We start from the raw sequence: 16144 nt of genomic DNA on the forward strand, positions 1-16144 counted from the left end.
CTCCGGGTTCCGGCTTCTCGCGATGTTCAGTGCAGCTCTCCTCGCGGGCGGCGCCCTGACGCAGGCCGTCACGGCCGATCCAGCGAGCGCCGCGACCGCTCTGTCCTGTGACCAGAACACGCTGTACGGCATCGACACCACGAACAGCCAGCTGGCCTCGATCAACGCCACGACCGGTGCGGTGACGAACGTGACGAAGCTCGATCCGGGCAACAACGCGCTCGCGGTCGCCCGCAACGGGGTCGCGGCGTACGCGTCCCAGAACACCGGTAACACCATCACCGGGTACGACGCGGTCAACGGTGTCCGACTGACGGACGTGACGAACGCCGACCCGAACGGCGCCGCGAACCGACCCGCCCTGCTCCGCGGCGCGGTGAACCCGGCGACCGGTCTCTACTACTACGCCACCGGTGGCACCGGGCCGGTCTACCTCGGTGCGTACAACCCGAAGACTGGCGAGAAGATCGGCCAGGTCGGTCGCATCGGCAACCTGCTCGACGAGAAGAACGGCGACATGGCGTTCAGCACGCGGGGCCTGCTGTTCGTCGTCACCGGTAACCAGATCCGTCGGGTCGACGCCGAGACCATCCCCGCCGTCAAGGGCACGGACACGCTGACCACCTCGCTCGTCGCGACCCTCCCGATCAACGCTAGCGACCAGGGGAGCCCGGGCATCGCATTCTCGTCCGACGGGTACCTCTACGCCTCGGTCAGCACGACGATGTACAAGATCAACCCGGGCTCGGGCAAGCTCGAGACGTCGTACCCGATCGGCACCGGGAGGTACCTGCCGTCAGACCTCGCGAGCTGCAACTACGCCAACACGCTGACTGCGCAGTCGAGCGTCGACGACCGCTGGGGCACCGGCGACCAGTTCACGCTCACCGTCACCGGCGGAGGCGTCACCAGCGGCAACACCACCACGACCGACGGCATCGCAGTTGGTGTGCAGGCGAAGCGCGCCGGTGCTGTCTTGACCCTGCCGTCGAACCGGTACACCGCGACCCAGACCGCGGCCGGCAGCACCGACCTGGCGGACTACGACACGACGTGGAAAGCCGTCGACGTCAACGCCGATCCGACGAGCAAGGACGCCGTCGTCGCCTCCGGTACCGGCAACACCGCCGCGTTCACGTTCCCGGCAGCCAAGACCGCCGATGGCACCGATGTCGTCGTCACCTTCGACAACCGACTCACCCTGACCCACATCGCGAGTGCGTCCGACACGTACACGACGCCGGTCGACGGGGAGCTCGAAGTCCCCGCCGCTGGCGTGCTCCGGAACGACACGGGTACCGGCCTCACGGTCACCGGGCACACCGCCCCCGCGAACGGCACGCTGTCGATGTCGACGACCGACGGCAGCTTCTCGTACACGCCGGTGAGCGGGTTCTCCGGCACCGACCAGTTCACCTACACCGCGGCCGACAGCTCCGGCCGCCGCTCGACGAGCACCGTGACCATCACCGTCACGCCCAAGGCGACTGACGACGCCTTCAGCGTCCACACCGGGTCGACGGCGAAGGCGGACGCTGCCTCCGGCGTCCTCGCGAACGATCACGGCAGTGCGCTCACCGTCACCGGGAACACCACCCCGGCGAACGGCGTGCTGGCCCTCGCGGCGGACGGCTCGTACTCGTACCGTCCGGAGGTCGGCTTCTCCGGGGAGGACTCCTTCACCTACACCGCGGAGGACGGCGCCGGCGCGACCATCACCGGCACCGTCAGCATCACCGTCCTGCCGACCGCGAAGGCCGACACCATCAGCGCGACCGCGGGCGAGACCACCACGGTCGCCGCTCCCGGACTGCTCGGCAACGACCTCGGCACCGACCTGACCGTCGCCGGGACCACCACGCCCGCACACGGCACCGTCGTGGTCGCCAAGGACGGCACCACCACCTACACGCCGGCCCCGGGCTACTCCGGCACCGACGGGTTCGACGTGACCGTCGTCGACGGCAACGGGAAGTCCGACACCGTCACCGTGACCGTCCGGGTCGCCCCGAAGGCCGTCGACGACACCACCACGGTGGACGCCGGCAGCTCCGTCAGCACGACCACCCGCGCGACCGGGGTGCTCGGCAACGACGCCGGCGCCGGCCTCCGCGTGGCGACCTCGAGCACCCCGGCACACGGCACGCTCGTGCTCGACGCCGCCGCGGGCACCTACACCTACACGCCCGCCGACGGGTTCTCCGGCACCGACCGCTTTGACTACACCGCCACGGACGCCACCGGTGCGACGACCTCGGCCACGGTGACGATCAGCGTGCGGCCGTCCGCCACCGCCGACGCCGCGACCACCCCCGCGAACCGGCCCGTGACCGTCGACGTGCAGGCGAACGACCACGGCACCGGACTCACCACCGCCGTCGTCAGCCAGCCGGCTCACGGCACGGTCGCGGTCGGGACCGACGGCACCGTGCAGTACTCGCCCGTCGCCGGCTCCTCCGGCACCGACTCCTTCACCTACACGGCGACCGACGCCGCCGGGCAGACCACCGACCCCGTGGTCGTCACGATCACGGTCACCCCGGTCGCGACGGCCGACACCGCCGGAGGCAAGGCGGGCCAGACCGTCACGATCGCCGCGGCCACGCTCCTCGGGAACGACGCCGGCACCGGCCTCACGGTCACGAAGGTGACCGGTGCCGCGCACGGCACCGCGACGCTCGGAGCCGACGGCTCCGTCGTCTACACGCCGGCAGCCGGGTTCTCCGGAACCGAGACCCTCACGTACACGGTGACCGACGCCTCCCGGCAGACCACCACGGCGACGATCACCGTCCTCGTCGGACCGATGGCGATGCGTGACAGCGCCACGGTCACGGCCGGCTCGACGCTGACCGTGCCGAAGGCGACCGGTGTCCTGGCGAACGACCGGGGCTCCGACCTGACCGCGACCGTCGACCAGCGGCCCGCGCACGGCACCCTCGCGCTCGCGGCCGACGGCTCGTACACGTACACGCCCGCGGACGGCTTCTCCGGCAAGGACACGTTCACGTACACGGCGACCGACGGCTCCGGCACCCCGGCGACCGGCCTCGTCACCGTCACCGTGAAGCCGAGCACCGGTGACGACACGCTCACCACCGTCGCGGGGCAGCCGCTCGTCGTGACCTCGGGGGCCCTGACCGCCAACGACTCCGGCGTCGGCCTGATCGTCACCGCCGTCACGGACGGCGCACACAGCACCGTCACCCTCGGCGCCGACGGCTCGATCACCGTCACCCCGGCGGACGGCTTCTCCGGCAGGGACACCTTCGGCTACACGGTCACGGACGCGAACGGATCGACCGGCACCGGGACCGTGACCGTGGTGGTCGCCCCCGTGGCGGCAGCCGACTCGGGCACGGTCCGGGCGGGGGAGACCCTGGCCCGCACCACCCGCGCGACCGGCGTGCTCGGCAACGACTCGGGCACCGGCCTGACCGTCGCGAGCCACACCGAGCCGACCTCCGGCGTCCTCGTCCTCGACGCGGCCACCGGTGCGTTCCGGTACACGCCGGTCGACGGCTTCTCCGGCGACGACTCGTTCACGTACACGGCCACCGACACCGCCGGGACGCCCGTGACCGCCACGGTGCGGCTCGTCGTCACCCCGGCGGCGCAGGACGACACCGCGGCGACCTCGGCGAACCGGCCGACGACGATCGACGTCCAGCGCAACGACGCCGGGTCCGGGCTCCGCACGGCCGTCGTCACGAAGCCGACCAACGGCACGGCCGTCGTCGAGCGTTCCGGCTCCGTCACGTACACGCCCGCCGCCGGCTTCTCCGGCACGGACTCGTTCACGTACGAGGTCACCGACGCCGCCGGGCGGACCACCGACCCCGTGTCCGTGACCGTCACGGTGCGGCCCGTCGCGACGGCGGACACCGTCGGCACCGCCTCCGGCCGGCCGCTCACCATCGCCGCGGCCACGCTGCTCGGGAACGACTCCGGAAGCGGCCTCACCGTCACGGGAGTGAGCGGTGCCGCACACGGTGCCGTCACCCTCGGTGCGGACGGCTCGGTCGTCTACACGCCGGAGCGCGGGTTCTCCGGGACCGAGACCCTGACGTACACCGTGACCGACGCCTCCGGGCAGTCCGCGACCGCCACGCTCCTGGTCGTCGTCGGGCCGATGGCGATGCGTGACAGCGCCACCGTCACCGCCGGCTCGACGCTGACCGTCCCGAAGACCGACGGTGTCCTGGCGAACGACCGTGGCTCCGACCTGACCGCGGCGGTCGACCAGCGGCCCGCACACGGCACCCTCGTGCTCGCGGCTGACGGCTCGTACACGTACACGCCGGCCGACGGGTTCTCCGGACGGGACACCTTCACGTACACGGCGACCGACGGCTCCGGCAACGCGTCGACCGGTGTCGTCATGGTCCTCGTCACCCCGAGTGCCGGCCACGACGCCCGCACGACCCCGGCCGGGCACCCGGTGACCGCGACCTCGGCCGCGCTCACCGCCGACGACTCCGGCACCGGGCTGGTCGTCACCGGCGTCACGAACGGTGCCTCCGGCACCGCCACGGTCGACGCTGACGGCTCCGTCACGTACGTGCCCGCCGCCGGCTGGTCGGGCATCGACCACGTCACCGTCACCGTGACCGACGCCTCCGGCAGCACCGCGACCAGCACCCTGACGATCACCGTCACGCCGGTCCTCGCCGCCTCCGACTCGAGCGCCACCGCGGACGGGGAGCTCGTCGTCCCCGCCGACCAGGGTGTGCTGCAGGGCTCGACCGGCACCGACCTGCAGGTCACCGACCACACCGCGCCGGGCCACGGCGCCGTCGAGGTCGACCGGAACGGCTCGTACACGTACACGCCGAAGCCGGGCTACTCCGGCCCGGACACGTTCGACGTGACCGTGACCGACGGCTCCGGCACCACCACGACCGGCACCGTGTCGATCACCATCGTCCCGAAGGCCGTCGACGACACCGCCAGCACCACGGCGGGCACCCCGGTCGCGGTCGCCGTGACCGGCAACGACTCGGGCACCACGCTCCGCGTCAGCGGCGTCGGCACCGCGGCCCAGGGCGCTCCGACGAACGGCACCGTGCGCGTCACCGGCACGGGGACGGTGACGTACGTCCCCGCTGACGGGTTCTCCGGCACCGACCGGTTCCGCTACACCGTGGTCGACCCGACCGGCGGCACCGCATCGGCGACCGTCACCGTCACCGTCACCCCGACGGCCGTCGACGACGTGCTGAAGACCCCCGCGGGTACGCCGCTCGCCATCGCCGGCACGACCCTCACCGGCAACGACTCCGGCACCGGCCTGACCGTCACCGGCCACGGCGACGCCCGCCGGGGCACCGTCACCACCGGCACCGACGGCGGACTCGTCTACACGCCGGCGGCCGGCACCTCCGGGACCGACCGCTTCCGGTACGAGGTGACCGACGCCTCCGGGCAGACCACCACGGCCACCGTCGTCGTCCTGGTCGGTGCCGTCGCCGGCGACGACTGGAGCACCACGACGACGAACGGCGTCGTCCGGATGTCCGCCGCGAAGGGCGTCCTGTCCGACGACGCCGGCACCGGGCTCTGGGCGTCGCTCGACGTCGAGCCGCGGCACGGGCGGATCGCGCTCGCGAAGGACGGGTCGTACGAGTACACCCCGACGGCCGACTGGTCCGGCCGGGACTGGTTCACCTACACGGCGCACGACTCCGAGGAGAACACCGCCGTCGCCCTCGTCGCGATCGACGTCACCCCGACCGCGACCGACGACGCCACCCGCACGAGTGCCGGCAAGCCCGTCGCCGTGCGCGGCCCCGGCGTCCTCGGCAACGACTCGGGCACCGACCTGACCGTCGTCGCCGTCGGCACGGCAGCGCACGGCACCGCCACACTCGCCGCGGACGGCACGTTCGTCTACACCCCGGCGAAGCGGTTCTCCGGCGTCGACACCGTGCCGTACACGGCGCAGGACGCCGCCGGCCAGCGCACCGACGCGACCATCACCGTGACCGTCGGGGTCACCGCGGTCGACGACACCGGCAGCACCGTCGCCGGCACACCGCTCGCCGTCGACGCCCGGCACGGCCTGCTCCGCAACGACGACGGCACCGCGCTCACCTCGGGCCTGCACCGCAAGGCCGAGCACGGCACGGTCCGCGTGCACGCCGACGGGTCGTACGTCTACACGCCGGCCGCGGGCTTCACCGGGACGGACACGTTCGTGTACACGGTGACCGACGCCTCCGGGCAGACGACCACCGCGACCGCGACCATCCGGGTCGTCGCCGCAGCGGTCGCCCGCGACGACGAGCGCACCGGCCGGACGGGCGAACGCCTGACCGTCACACCGCTCGGGAACGACACCCCGACCGGCGGCAGCACGTTCGACACCGACACCCTGCACCTGCTCGACCCCGCCACCGGGCACATGACCGACCGCTTCACCGTGGACGGATCCGGTACTTGGAGCGTCGAAGACGGTGCGGTCACCTTCACCCCGGAGCGCGACCACCACGGCACGCTGACGGCCGACTACACGGTCCAGGACACCGCCGGACAGGTCGTCACCGCGACGATCACCGTCCGGTACCCGACCGGGCTCGCCGCCGTCGTGCACGTCGCGACGCTCGCCTTCACCGGCAGCACCGGGCTGCTCGGGCTCGGGCTCGGGGCGTTCGCCCTCGTGCTCGCCGGAGCCGCGCTGCTGCTCCGGCGGCGGATGGTCGCGCCGGTGACCGGACCGCGTCGGCGCGGCTAGGCGCGCAACACCGGTCGGGAGGCCCGACCTCCGTGAGTCGACAGGCTCGCAGGGGTCGGGCCTCCCGTCCGTCGGCGGCGCCCGTCGGTCAGGTGGGACCTGTCGTGCGGTTCAGCCGGTGCGGAGGGTGCTGTTCTCCCCGGACGCCACCGGCTCGACCGGGGTCCAGCCGTACCAGCGGCCGTCGATCTCGGTGGTGAGTCGTCCGTCACCGCACGTGACGAGTGACGTCGTCGGCAGCCGGTCGGGCAGGAAGTCTGCTGTCATCGCGGGGCCACCCTTCGCGCCCTCGACCGGTTCACATGCACTCGTGTCGACGCCGTCGGCCGACGAGAAGCGGATGACGTAGCCCGGCTTGCTCGTGTGGAGACGCACGTCGATGTCCTCCGCATCTGCCGGGACCCACGACGGCATGAACCAGGCGACGTCCTCGGAGTTCGCCTTCGACGGGGCATCGGAGTAGGTGTCGTAGTGCGCCTCCTGCTCGGGCAGGTACGGCGTGATGACACTGCACCCAGCGAGGGCCAAGACGATGATGCCCATGCCGAGCACGCCGGCGGCGGAGGTCAGGGCCGAGCGCTCGGAACGGGCGGCGGTGGGCTGCGTGGTGGTGGGCTGCGTCGAGGTCATGCGTCCATCGTCCCGGCGGGCGTCGTCCCGGAGAATGCGGCCACCTCCCGTGATGCGGGTGGGGAGAACCCCACTCTTCGAGGTCGTCGGCCTGTGATGATCGCCGTCACACCGGTCTCACGAGGACCCGTCGCCCGGTCGCCGAACCCGCGGGCTCAGGCGACCGGGTCGATGAGGTGCGGGCCGTCGTTCCGGACGCTGTTCACCGTGCGGGCGACCTCGTACTGCTGCAGGCCGGCAGCGACCTCGAGCGACTCCCGGTCGAGCAGGGTGAGCAGGTCGTCCGTGCCGGCACCCTCGCCGAGCCAGGCGTCGTAGCCGTCGGGGGTGAGGAACGCCGGCATGCGGTCGTGCACCTCGCCCGGGGCCACGTGGGCGTCCCGCGTGATGATCGCGAGCGACAGGCGCCACTTGTCCGGGTCGTCCTCGGGCTTGGTCGGGTCCGGCCAGGCGCTCACCACGCCCGCCATCGCCAGCGCCCCGCCGGGCTCGTGCACGAAGTGGGGTTCCTTGCCGTCCTCGCGCACGACCCACTCGTAGTAGCCCTGCGCGGGGACGATGCAGCGGTTCGTGGCGAAGGCCCGCTTGAACATGCCGCTCGTCGCCACGGTCTCGATGCGGGCGTTGATCGGCTTCGGGCGCTGCTTGGCGAAGTCCTTCGCCCAGCTCGGCACGAAACCCCAGCTGATCTGTGGGAGCTCGCGCTGCCCGTGCCGCTGCCGGACCGCGTACACGGGGTCGGTCGGCGCGACGTTCCAGCTCGGCGCGAGGCCGGTGCGCACCTCGCCGGTGTCCTCGTCGACGTGCTCGGTGCGCGCGGCGAGCTCACCGACGAGCTCGGGCAGGAGGTCAGCGGTGGTGTCGGAGACGACGAAGCGGCCACACATGCGACCAGTGTGCCCGGACCCGCCGACGTCGGTCCGGGCTCAGCCGGGTCCGCTTGACTGACGGCCGTGCAGACCCTCATCGTCACCGCCCACCCCGACCCGGACTCGCTCACGGCGGGCATCGCCCGACAGCTGCAAGCCGCCTTGCACCCCGGCGAGGTCGAGCTGGTCGACCTCGCCGCCGAGGGGTTCGACCCGCGCTTCGGCCCCGCTGACCGGGACGCCTACCGCGCCACCGGTGCGCTCCCCGACGACGTCGTCCGCGAGCAGCAGCGGCTCGACGCCACCGACCACCTCGTGCTGGTGTTCCCCGTCTACTGGTGGTCGATGCCGGCGCTCCTGAAGGGCTGGGTCGACCGCGTCTTCGTCAACGGCTGGGCGTTCGACGTCGACCCGGCCGGTGGGACGCGGCGGAACCTCGGCCGCCTCACCGTGCACCTGCTGCCGGTCGCCGGCGACGCGGCCGGGACGTACGAGCGGCACGGCTACGAGCAGGCGATCCGGACGCAGATCGAGCACGGCATCGTCGACTACTGCGGAGCGGTTCGCGGTGCGACGACGTTCGTGCACGAGTCTGAGCAGGACGACGACGCGGTTCGACGAGCCCTCGTCGACGGTGCCGTCCAGCGGATCGCGCGGGCCGTCAGCGGTGCGGTCGGCGTCGATGGTGCTGCCGGTGTCGGTGGTGCTGGTGCTGCCGGTGTCGGTGGTGCCGCCGACGTCGTCGGGGCTGCCGGTGTCGTCGGGGTTGCCGGTGTCGTCGGGGCTGACGGTCAGAGCACGGAGTAGCCCGCCGGCAGGGGACCCCTGCCGGTCAGGGCGGCGAGCAGCAGCGGGCCGTCGCCGCGGTGCGCCCCGACCTCGGCGAGCAGCACGGCGGCGGCGACCACCGCTGGCTGCGGCGGGGCGAACGGGACCGTGGTGCCCGCTGCGCCCGCGGCGCGCGTGATGTCACTGCCGTGCACGACCAGTTCGACCATCCGGGTGCGCAGGTACTCCTCGACCGGCAGGCGGAGGTCGCCGACCACCGAGATGCGGGCACCCGACGGGACCGCCGCGAGGGCAGCCAGGGCGTCGTCGCGAGCGGCCGACACCGCGGCGGCCGGATCGGTGCCCAGCGAGCCCCCGGCCGAGACACCGCGCGCGGCGACCTCGTCCGGGTCGGTCGCCGTGCCGGTCGCGGTCCAGAGGTAGTCCACCGCGTCGGAGAGGTCGGTCGCGGTCGTCGTGGTGCGTCGGGACTCCGGGCCGGTGTGGTGGTGGTCGAGCGCCGTGGCGTACGTCGCCACCGTGACGAGCGCCCGGTTGGTGTGTCCGACGAGCGCGCGGAGGTCCCAGACGCCGAGCGCCGGCGCGGACCACAGCGCTGCGTCCTCGGCGGGGGAGGGCAGCGCGGCGACGAGGTCCACGAATGCCTGCGCGGTGGCGGCGAACAGTGCGCGGGTGTCCATGGGCTCATCCTGCCGCGGCAGGTGCTGCCCGTGACGGTCAGCTTCCGGGGAGGTCGATCTTCGAGCCCGACGGGAACCGGTTCCAGGCCGGGCCGGAGGCCGTGTGCTCCGTCGGCGGGAGGGCCGCGGCGGCGCGGTGCGCGCGCTCGGCCCGTCCGAGGCGGACGACGTAGGTCGGGATGAAGCACGTGTACCCCGCGACCACGATGACGTTGAGCGCCCGCCCCTCGCTGACCACGAGTGCTGCGAGCGCCAGCAGCGCGAGGCCGGTCAGCCCGGGGCTCGCCCGGACGACGTCGACCACCAGGGTCCGTCGCATCATGGCCGTGTCTTGCAGCACGGCGTCGCGGTCCTCGGGGAGCACCTGTGGCATGCGTCGACGCAGGTACCGCTGGACGGAGTGACGGGCCAGGCGCATCGTGTCCGGACGCACCTGCCGGCCGTTGATCGTGGCCGGCGGGTCAGCGGTCTGCTTCACCGGGAAGCAGGACATCGTCAGCAACCCGGCCGCCAGTGCGGTGGAGATGACGACCACGGTGGAGCGTGCCGTCCCCGCACCGGCCCATCCCGTGTGCGCTGCCGTCACCCCGAGCACCACCCCTGCCAGGACGCCGACGACGATGCCGAACATCACCGCGCGGCGGACGCGCTTCGGCGACACGTCCTCACGGAACCGCGCGCGCACCACCTGCCACCCCAGTCGGAACACGTGTCCTGTCTACCTGCTCGCGCTGTGGGATGTCTCGCGCCCGCCCGACGACCGCGGACGGAAGTCGCACGCCCAGAGCGCTCGTGCCGCCTCGGCCGACGCTCGGTGCAGCGGGAGGTCAGGCCGTCCCGGTGCAGCGACGAGGTCAGGCCGTCGTCCTCGGGGAGGAGTCGGCCAGGCGCAGGACCGTCCGCCGCGGCAGCAGCGGCGCGATGCGACTGGTCCGCGTGTTCGCACTGCCCGAGACGGCGCTGACCGGGGGCGTCGGCTTGTCGAGGGCCCGGAACGCGGCCGCCACGACCTGCTCGGGCGTCTCGAAGCGCACCCGACCCTCGTCCGTGCCGGAGTTCCGGTAGAACTCGGTCTTCGTCGGACCGGGCGAGAAGGCCATGACGGTGACCCCGGCGTCGCGCAACTCGTACGCCAACGCCTCGGTGAACCGCAGGACGAAGGCCTTCGAGGCTGCGTAGACCGCCATCCCCGGCGTCGGCATGTACGCCGTGAGGCTCGCGACGTTGAGCAGCACGCCGCGGCCGGAGGACACGAGCCGGGGGAGGAACGCGTGGCACACGTCGACGACGGCGTCGATGTTGACGGCGAGCTGGTCCTCGAGTTCGGACGGCGTGCTGTCCACGAAGTCGCGGGTCAGACCGATGCCGGCGCAGTTCACCACCGTGTCCACGCGGACGCCCAGCCGGTCGAGTTCGGTGAGCAGGCGCGTGCCGCTCGCTGGCTGCGTGAGGTCGAGCGGCACGACGGTCACCACCCTTCCGTGCGCAGCCCGGAGTGACTGCGCCAGATCCTCGAGGACGTCGGCCCGGCGCGCGACCAGCACCAGGTCGGCTCCGCGCGCGGCCAGGGCACGGGCGAACTCGCGTCCGATGCCGGAACTCGCGCCGGTGACGAGCGCTGTGGTGTCGGTGTGGTCCATGGACTGCTCCTTCGAGGTTGACGGGTGTAAACCTACGTGCATGGGTTAACGGGTGTCAACCTCTCCTCCGTGCAACAGTTGCTCCATGACGAACACGTCGCGTACCCGCACGGGCGACCAGCTGCGGGACGACCTCCTCGCAGCCGCGACGGACCTGCTGTCGCAGCGCCTGGCCGTCACCCCGCCGTCCCTCAGGGAGACCGCGCGTGCCTGTGGCGTCTCGGCGACCGCCGTGTACCGACACTTCCCGTCCCAGCAGGCACTTCTCATCGCCGTGGCCAGCCAGAGCCTCACCGCGCTCACCACGGCGATCGACGACGCAGGCGCGAGCGAGTCGACCGACGACCGCGCCACGGCGTTGCGGACCACCGCGAGCGCGTACGTCACCTGGGCGGTCGCGAACCCCGGCGCGTACCAGCTGCTGTTCGAGGGGCGGGACCTGCTGGAGGACCCGGCGACGGTCGAGTCCGGGATCGACCGACTGCAGAGCCGCCTCGACGCCCTCCTCGTCGGCCTGCCCGCGGGCGACCGGGACGAACGGTTGCAGGCGGACCTGCTCTGGATCGCCCTGCACGGTCTGGTCGTCACGCGCATCCGGAAGACCCGGCAGCAGTGGGAGCGGTCGGTCGTCGAGGACGCGACGGCGCTCGTCGACACCTTCATCAGCTGAACCGACCGCCGGACGCTCGCGTGCGCGGGAGTCCGGACACGCCCGACGCCGCTCGCCAGCCGGGCCGACGAGCAGCGCCGTCCCGCGCCTCCCCAGCGATCGTCCAGTGACGGTCGCTGACCTGGGGCCATGACTCTCGACATCGTCTACACCGCAGCCGCCCACGCCACCGGGGGTGGCCGCGACGGACACGTCCGCACCGAGGACGACCGCATCGACCTCGACACACGCCCGCCGAAGGAGATGGGTGGCAGCGGCGAGGGCACCAACCCCGAGCAGCTGTTCGCCGCCGGGTACGCCGCGTGCTTCCTCGGCGCGCTGCACGTCGCGGGGAAGCAGCTCGAGCTCGACACCACCGGCGCCGAGGTCTCCGCCGAGGTCAGCATCGGTGGCAACGGCACGGGTGGCTTCGGCCTCGCGGTCGAACTCGACGTCTACGCGCCCGCCGTCGAGGGCACCTCGCGGCAGCGCCTGGTCGAGCTCGCACACACCATCTGCCCGTACTCGAACGCCACGCGCGGCAACATCACGGTGACGCTCTCGCTCGTCGACTGATGCTCGTGCGGTGCTCGCCGCTCCCTAGGCTGGAGCGGTGAGCACCGAGCGCTGCCCCTGCCTGAGCGGGAACCCCTACGACGAGTGCTGCGGACCCCTGCACGCCGGCGCGCCCGCTCCGACCGCCGAGCGGCTCATGCGCTCACGGTTCTCCGCCTTCGCGCTCGGCCTGCCTCGGTACCTCCTGGACAGCTGGCACCCGAGCATGCGCCCGGTGACGCTGGACCTCGACCCGGCGCAGCGGTGGACGCGGCTCGACATCGTCGCGACCCGGTCGGGAGGCCCGTTCGACACCGCGGGCACGGTCACGTTCCGCGCGTGGTGGCGCACCGACACCGAGCGCGGGACGCTCGAGGAGACGAGCGAGTTCGTCCGCGAGGCCGGCCGCTGGTACTACGTCGACGGTGTCGTGGCCTGACCGCCCAGGCTCGGCCGGTGCGCGCGAGACGGGGCGTCTGCCCGAAGCGCCGCGAGCTGACCGAGACGCCGCCGTATTGAGCGGCGTCTCGGCCACTCGGCGGCGTCGAAGACTGACGGGGGCGTTTCGCGGGCTCGGGCGTGACGTCTCGCGGGCCCGGTCCGGCGGCGTCCCGGGCAGACGGGGGCGTCCCGCGGTGAGGGGCGCGACGGGCGCGGGTCAGCCGATCGTCGGCGTCAGGCCCACGGCAGCGCGCATCGCTCGACGGACCTCGGCCTCGAACGGCAGGAGCTCGTCCTCATCCCCCGTCAGGAAGAAGCGGATCTGCCCGATCGCCTGCTCGCTGAGCATGTCGAGGCCGTTCAGCACGCGCCCACCCGCTCCGGTCCACGCCGTGGAGGCCCGGGTCGGCCACGGCTCGTAGGCCACGTCGAACAGCACCGCGTCGGGCCCGGACGGCACGAGCGGCAGGTCGTCCGCTGCGCCTCCCGGCAGGGTCGACACCACGAAGCCCATCGGCCCGGCGGACGCGAGCTCGTCGAGGGGGTGCACCTCGAGCGTGACCCCGAGCCGGGCGGCGAGCATGACGAGGTCACCCGCCTTGCCGGTGTCGCGCAGGAACACCCGCACCAGTGCGGCCCCGAGCCGCAGGGACGCCGTGAGGGCGCTCGCCGCGGTCGCTCCACCACCCAGGATCACGGCCTCGCCGGGCACGTGACCGAGTGCGGCGACCGGGCGGACGATCCCCTCGACATCCGTGTTCGCGCCGGCGAGGACGACCGAGGAGCCCTCGTGGCGGAACGCGACCGTGTTCGCGACCCCGAGCTCGTCGACGAGCGGGGTCGTCCGGTCGAGGAGCGGCACCACCTCGCGCTTGAGCGGCATGGTCAGGCTCAGCCCGCGCCACTCCGGACCCAGCCCCGCGACGAACGCGGCGAGCCCGCCGGACGCGACCTCGTGCCTCCCGTACGAGAACGGGAGGCCGAGCACGTCGTAGGCCGCCGCGTGCAGCGCGGGGGAGAGGGAGTGGGCGATGGGGGAGCCGAGGACGGCGAGCTGCGTCCGGTCGGCGTCGGGGAAGGCTGCCACGTCGGCAGCCTAGCCGCGCGTGTCGGCCTGTCCGCGGGCGTCGGCCTGTCCGCGGGCGTCACACGGAACCCCGGGGAAGCGGCGCTTAGGTTAGGCTACCCTTCGTGATCCGTACCTCCCTCCCCAAGCGCCGCCTCGGGCGCGTGCTCGCCGCGGCCGGTGCCGTCGTCGCCGTCTCCCTCGCGCTCACCGGTTGCTCCTCGTCGAGCCCGTCCTCGTCCGAGTCCTCCGGCGGAGGCTCGTCCGACGGGGCCTTCCCGGTGTCCATCACGACCGGCCTCGGCACCACGACGATCGACTCCGCCCCGAAGCGCGTCGTGGCCCTCGGCTGGGGTGATGCCGAGACGGCACTCGAACTCGGCGTGCAGCCCGTCGGCGCCAGCGACTGGCTCGCCTTCGGTGGCGAAGGCGTCGGTCCGTGGCTCAAGGGCGCCTACGACAAGGCGCCGGAGATCATCGACACGCTCGAGCCCAGCTACGAGGAGATCCTCAAGCTCAAGCCCGACGTGATCCTCGACGTGAAGAGCTCGGGCGACAAGGACCGCTACGACAAGCTGTCCGCCATCGCCCCGACCGTCGCGATCCCGAAGGGCGGCGAGAACTACCTCGCGTCCACCACGGAGCAGGTCGACATGATCTCGAAGGCACTCGGCAAGGAGGACGAGGGCAAGAAGCTCCTCAGCGACCTCGACGACTCCTACGCCGCCGCGCGCGAGGCGCACCCCGAGTTCGCGGGCAAGACCGCGGCGATCGGTGCGTACACGTCCGAGGGCTTCGGCGTGTACGCCTCCCGCGACAGCCGCGCCACGTTCATGCAGAACCTCGGCTTCGAGATCCCCAAGGCCATCGACGAGGCTGCGGGCAAGGAGTTCTCGGTGTCGCTCTCGAACGAGAACCTCGACCTGCTCGACGCGGACCTGACCGTCGTGCTGCCGATCTACGTCGAGGCGTCGAAGGCGTCCTCGGACCCGCTGTTCAAGAAGGTGCCGTCGGTCGAGGCCGGGCACGCCATCGTGATCGACGACTCGGACGTCTCGACGGCGTTCTCGCTCGGGACCACCGCGGCGATCGAGTGGGCACTCGAGCGTCTGCCGGACGAGTTCGCGGCGAAGCTCGGCTGACGCCGGCGGGCTGGCGCCGCTGGCTGGTGCCGACCGCAGGTCGGCGGTCGGCGGGCCGGCGATCGGGCGGCGCCGCCGGTCGGCGGTCCGCCGGTCGGCGGTCGGCGGTCGGCGGGCCGGCGATCGGGCGGCGCTGAACGCCCTCGCACAACAGAAACCGGCTCGAACCGCGGGACTCCGCGGTTCGAGCCGGTTTCTGTTGCGCGGGGCCCGGTGGCGCCGCTTGCAGGCGCCGGGGCGCGCGGCGGCGCGGCGGCGACGCCGGGCTGGACGGCCGGGAGGCGCGGGCTAGTACCGGCGGACCGGCGGCGGCCCGAGCGTGGTGGGGCGGGCCTCCCGGCGGGGGCGCGGCGCCAGGCGTCGACCGGCCTGGCACAACGAGAACCGGCTCGAACTGCGGGAGTCCGCGGTTCGAGCCGGTTTCTGTTGCGCGGGGCCCGGTGGCGCCACTCGCAGCCGCCGCGGCCGTGCCAGCTCAGGCACCGAACGTGGACGCGAGGAACGCGAAGAGCAGGGCGATGAGCGGGAACGATCCCTGCACGAACGCGGAGTTGAGGTACTTGCGGCCGGTTCCCGCGAGGACGACCGCGGCACCGAGCATGCTCGCGCAGGAGAACACGACGAGCGTCCAGCCGGTCGCGCCGTTGTCCGCGAGCACGAGCACGACGCCGAGGACCGCGCCGATCGCGAGGAACAGGTTGTAGAAGCCCTGGTTGAACGCCATCGCGCGGGTGGCCTGCGCGTCGGCGTCGGACGCGATGCCGAAGATGCGGCGTACCCGGGGGCTCGTCCACGCGACGGACTCCAGGAAGAAGATGTACACGTGCACGAGGCCCGCCAGGACCGCGAAGACGCCGGAGATGGCGAGCAGAACCGTCATGAGGACATCATCTCAGCAGTCGATGGGTGCTCGGGTCCGCCCCTCGTCCCGGCCGCGCTCGGTCAGTAGG

At 72.7% G+C, this 16144-nt stretch carries 13 protein-coding genes; 6 read left to right on the forward strand and 7 right to left on the reverse strand.

The window, feature by feature from the left end:
• Nucleotides 1-22 precede the first annotated feature (22 nt).
• Entirely contained in the window at nucleotides 23-6733 is a 6711-nt protein-coding gene (locus DEJ34_RS02765) for an Ig-like domain-containing protein (protein WP_146236922.1), read from the forward strand.
• Between the two features lie 111 nt (nucleotides 6734-6844).
• On the opposite strand, the gene DEJ34_RS02770 is transcribed toward DEJ34_RS02765, so the two are convergent.
• Nucleotides 6845-7363, reverse strand: coding sequence for a hypothetical protein (locus DEJ34_RS02770; RefSeq protein WP_110911366.1), 519 nt, complete (start codon nucleotides 7361-7363; stop codon nucleotides 6845-6847).
• A gap of 155 nt (nucleotides 7364-7518) precedes the next feature.
• On the reverse strand, nucleotides 7519-8250 hold the full coding sequence (locus DEJ34_RS02775) for an SOS response-associated peptidase (protein ID WP_110911367.1): 732 nt from the start codon (nucleotides 8248-8250) through the stop codon (nucleotides 7519-7521).
• 66 nt (nucleotides 8251-8316) lie between these two features.
• Between DEJ34_RS02775 and DEJ34_RS02780 the strand changes: the two genes are divergently transcribed.
• Nucleotides 8317-9039: an NAD(P)H-dependent oxidoreductase gene (locus DEJ34_RS02780; protein WP_110911368.1), complete on the forward strand. Its 723-nt coding sequence runs from the start codon at nucleotides 8317-8319 to the stop codon at nucleotides 9037-9039.
• On the opposite strand, the gene DEJ34_RS02785 is transcribed toward DEJ34_RS02780, so the two are convergent.
• From DEJ34_RS02785 to DEJ34_RS02795, 3 genes are all read right to left on the reverse strand, one after another.
• Nucleotides 9024-9701 (reverse strand): maleylpyruvate isomerase N-terminal domain-containing protein, encoded by a 678-nt coding sequence (locus DEJ34_RS02785; protein ID WP_110911369.1) that lies wholly within the window; start codon nucleotides 9699-9701, stop codon nucleotides 9024-9026. The two genes, DEJ34_RS02780 and DEJ34_RS02785, sit on opposite strands and share 16 nt — an antisense overlap.
• Before the next feature lie 37 nt (nucleotides 9702-9738).
• Nucleotides 9739-10410 (reverse strand): hypothetical protein, encoded by a 672-nt coding sequence (locus DEJ34_RS02790; protein WP_110911370.1) that lies wholly within the window; start codon nucleotides 10408-10410, stop codon nucleotides 9739-9741.
• Nucleotides 10411-10555: 145 nt separating this feature from the next.
• A complete protein-coding gene (locus DEJ34_RS02795; protein WP_110911371.1) occupies nucleotides 10556-11341 on the reverse strand; it encodes an SDR family NAD(P)-dependent oxidoreductase in 786 nt (261 codons plus the stop codon).
• Nucleotides 11342-11426: 85 nt separating this feature from the next.
• On the opposite strand from DEJ34_RS02795, the gene DEJ34_RS02800 reads away from it, so the two are divergent.
• From DEJ34_RS02800 to DEJ34_RS02810, 3 genes are all read left to right on the forward strand, one after another.
• Nucleotides 11427-12011 (forward strand): TetR/AcrR family transcriptional regulator, encoded by a 585-nt coding sequence (locus DEJ34_RS02800; RefSeq protein WP_110911372.1) that lies wholly within the window; start codon nucleotides 11427-11429, stop codon nucleotides 12009-12011.
• 129 nt (nucleotides 12012-12140) lie between these two features.
• Entirely contained in the window at nucleotides 12141-12566 is a 426-nt protein-coding gene (locus DEJ34_RS02805) for an organic hydroperoxide resistance protein (protein ID WP_110890749.1), read from the forward strand.
• A 37-nt stretch (nucleotides 12567-12603) separates the two neighbouring features.
• Nucleotides 12604-12984 (forward strand): YchJ family protein, encoded by a 381-nt coding sequence (locus DEJ34_RS02810; RefSeq protein ID WP_110911373.1) that lies wholly within the window; start codon nucleotides 12604-12606, stop codon nucleotides 12982-12984.
• Between the two features lie 219 nt (nucleotides 12985-13203).
• Here DEJ34_RS02810 and DEJ34_RS02815 read toward each other — a convergent pair whose 3' ends face one another.
• Complete coding sequence (locus DEJ34_RS02815) at nucleotides 13204-14073, reverse strand: shikimate dehydrogenase family protein (RefSeq protein ID WP_110911374.1); 870 nt, start codon at nucleotides 14071-14073, stop codon at nucleotides 13204-13206.
• A gap of 104 nt (nucleotides 14074-14177) precedes the next feature.
• On the opposite strand from DEJ34_RS02815, the gene DEJ34_RS02820 reads away from it, so the two are divergent.
• Nucleotides 14178-15194 carry an iron-siderophore ABC transporter substrate-binding protein gene (locus tag DEJ34_RS02820; protein ID WP_349775009.1) on the forward strand — a complete coding sequence of 339 codons (1017 nt, stop codon included), beginning with the start codon at nucleotides 14178-14180 and terminating at the stop codon, nucleotides 15192-15194.
• 475 nt (nucleotides 15195-15669) lie between these two features.
• Here DEJ34_RS02820 and DEJ34_RS02825 read toward each other — a convergent pair whose 3' ends face one another.
• Entirely contained in the window at nucleotides 15670-16074 is a 405-nt protein-coding gene (locus DEJ34_RS02825) for a DUF1304 domain-containing protein (protein ID WP_220032815.1), read from the reverse strand.
• Between the last annotated feature and the right edge of the window lie 70 nt (nucleotides 16075-16144).

The organism is Curtobacterium sp. MCPF17_050 (assembly GCF_003224435.2).
Classification (GTDB): Bacteria; Actinomycetota; Actinomycetes; order Actinomycetales; family Microbacteriaceae; genus Curtobacterium.

Coding starts and splice junctions, on each gene's coding strand:
- DEJ34_RS02825 (WP_220032815.1), bottom strand. CDS start 16,074: ATGACGGTTCTGCTCGCCATCTCCGGCGTCTTCGCGGTCCTGGCGGGC.
- DEJ34_RS02770 (WP_110911366.1), bottom strand. CDS start 7,363: ATGACCTCGACGCAGCCCACCACCACGCAGCCCACCGCCGCCCGTTCC.
- DEJ34_RS02795 (WP_110911371.1), bottom strand. CDS start 11,341: ATGGACCACACCGACACCACAGCGCTCGTCACCGGCGCGAGTTCCGGC.
- DEJ34_RS02765 (WP_146236922.1), top strand. CDS start 23: ATGTTCAGTGCAGCTCTCCTCGCGGGCGGCGCCCTGACGCAGGCCGTC.
- DEJ34_RS02805 (WP_110890749.1), top strand. CDS start 12,141: ATGACTCTCGACATCGTCTACACCGCAGCCGCCCACGCCACCGGGGGT.
- DEJ34_RS02785 (WP_110911369.1), bottom strand. CDS start 9,701: ATGGACACCCGCGCACTGTTCGCCGCCACCGCGCAGGCATTCGTGGAC.
- DEJ34_RS02775 (WP_110911367.1), bottom strand. CDS start 8,250: ATGTGTGGCCGCTTCGTCGTCTCCGACACCACCGCTGACCTCCTGCCC.
- DEJ34_RS02800 (WP_110911372.1), top strand. CDS start 11,427: ATGACGAACACGTCGCGTACCCGCACGGGCGACCAGCTGCGGGACGAC.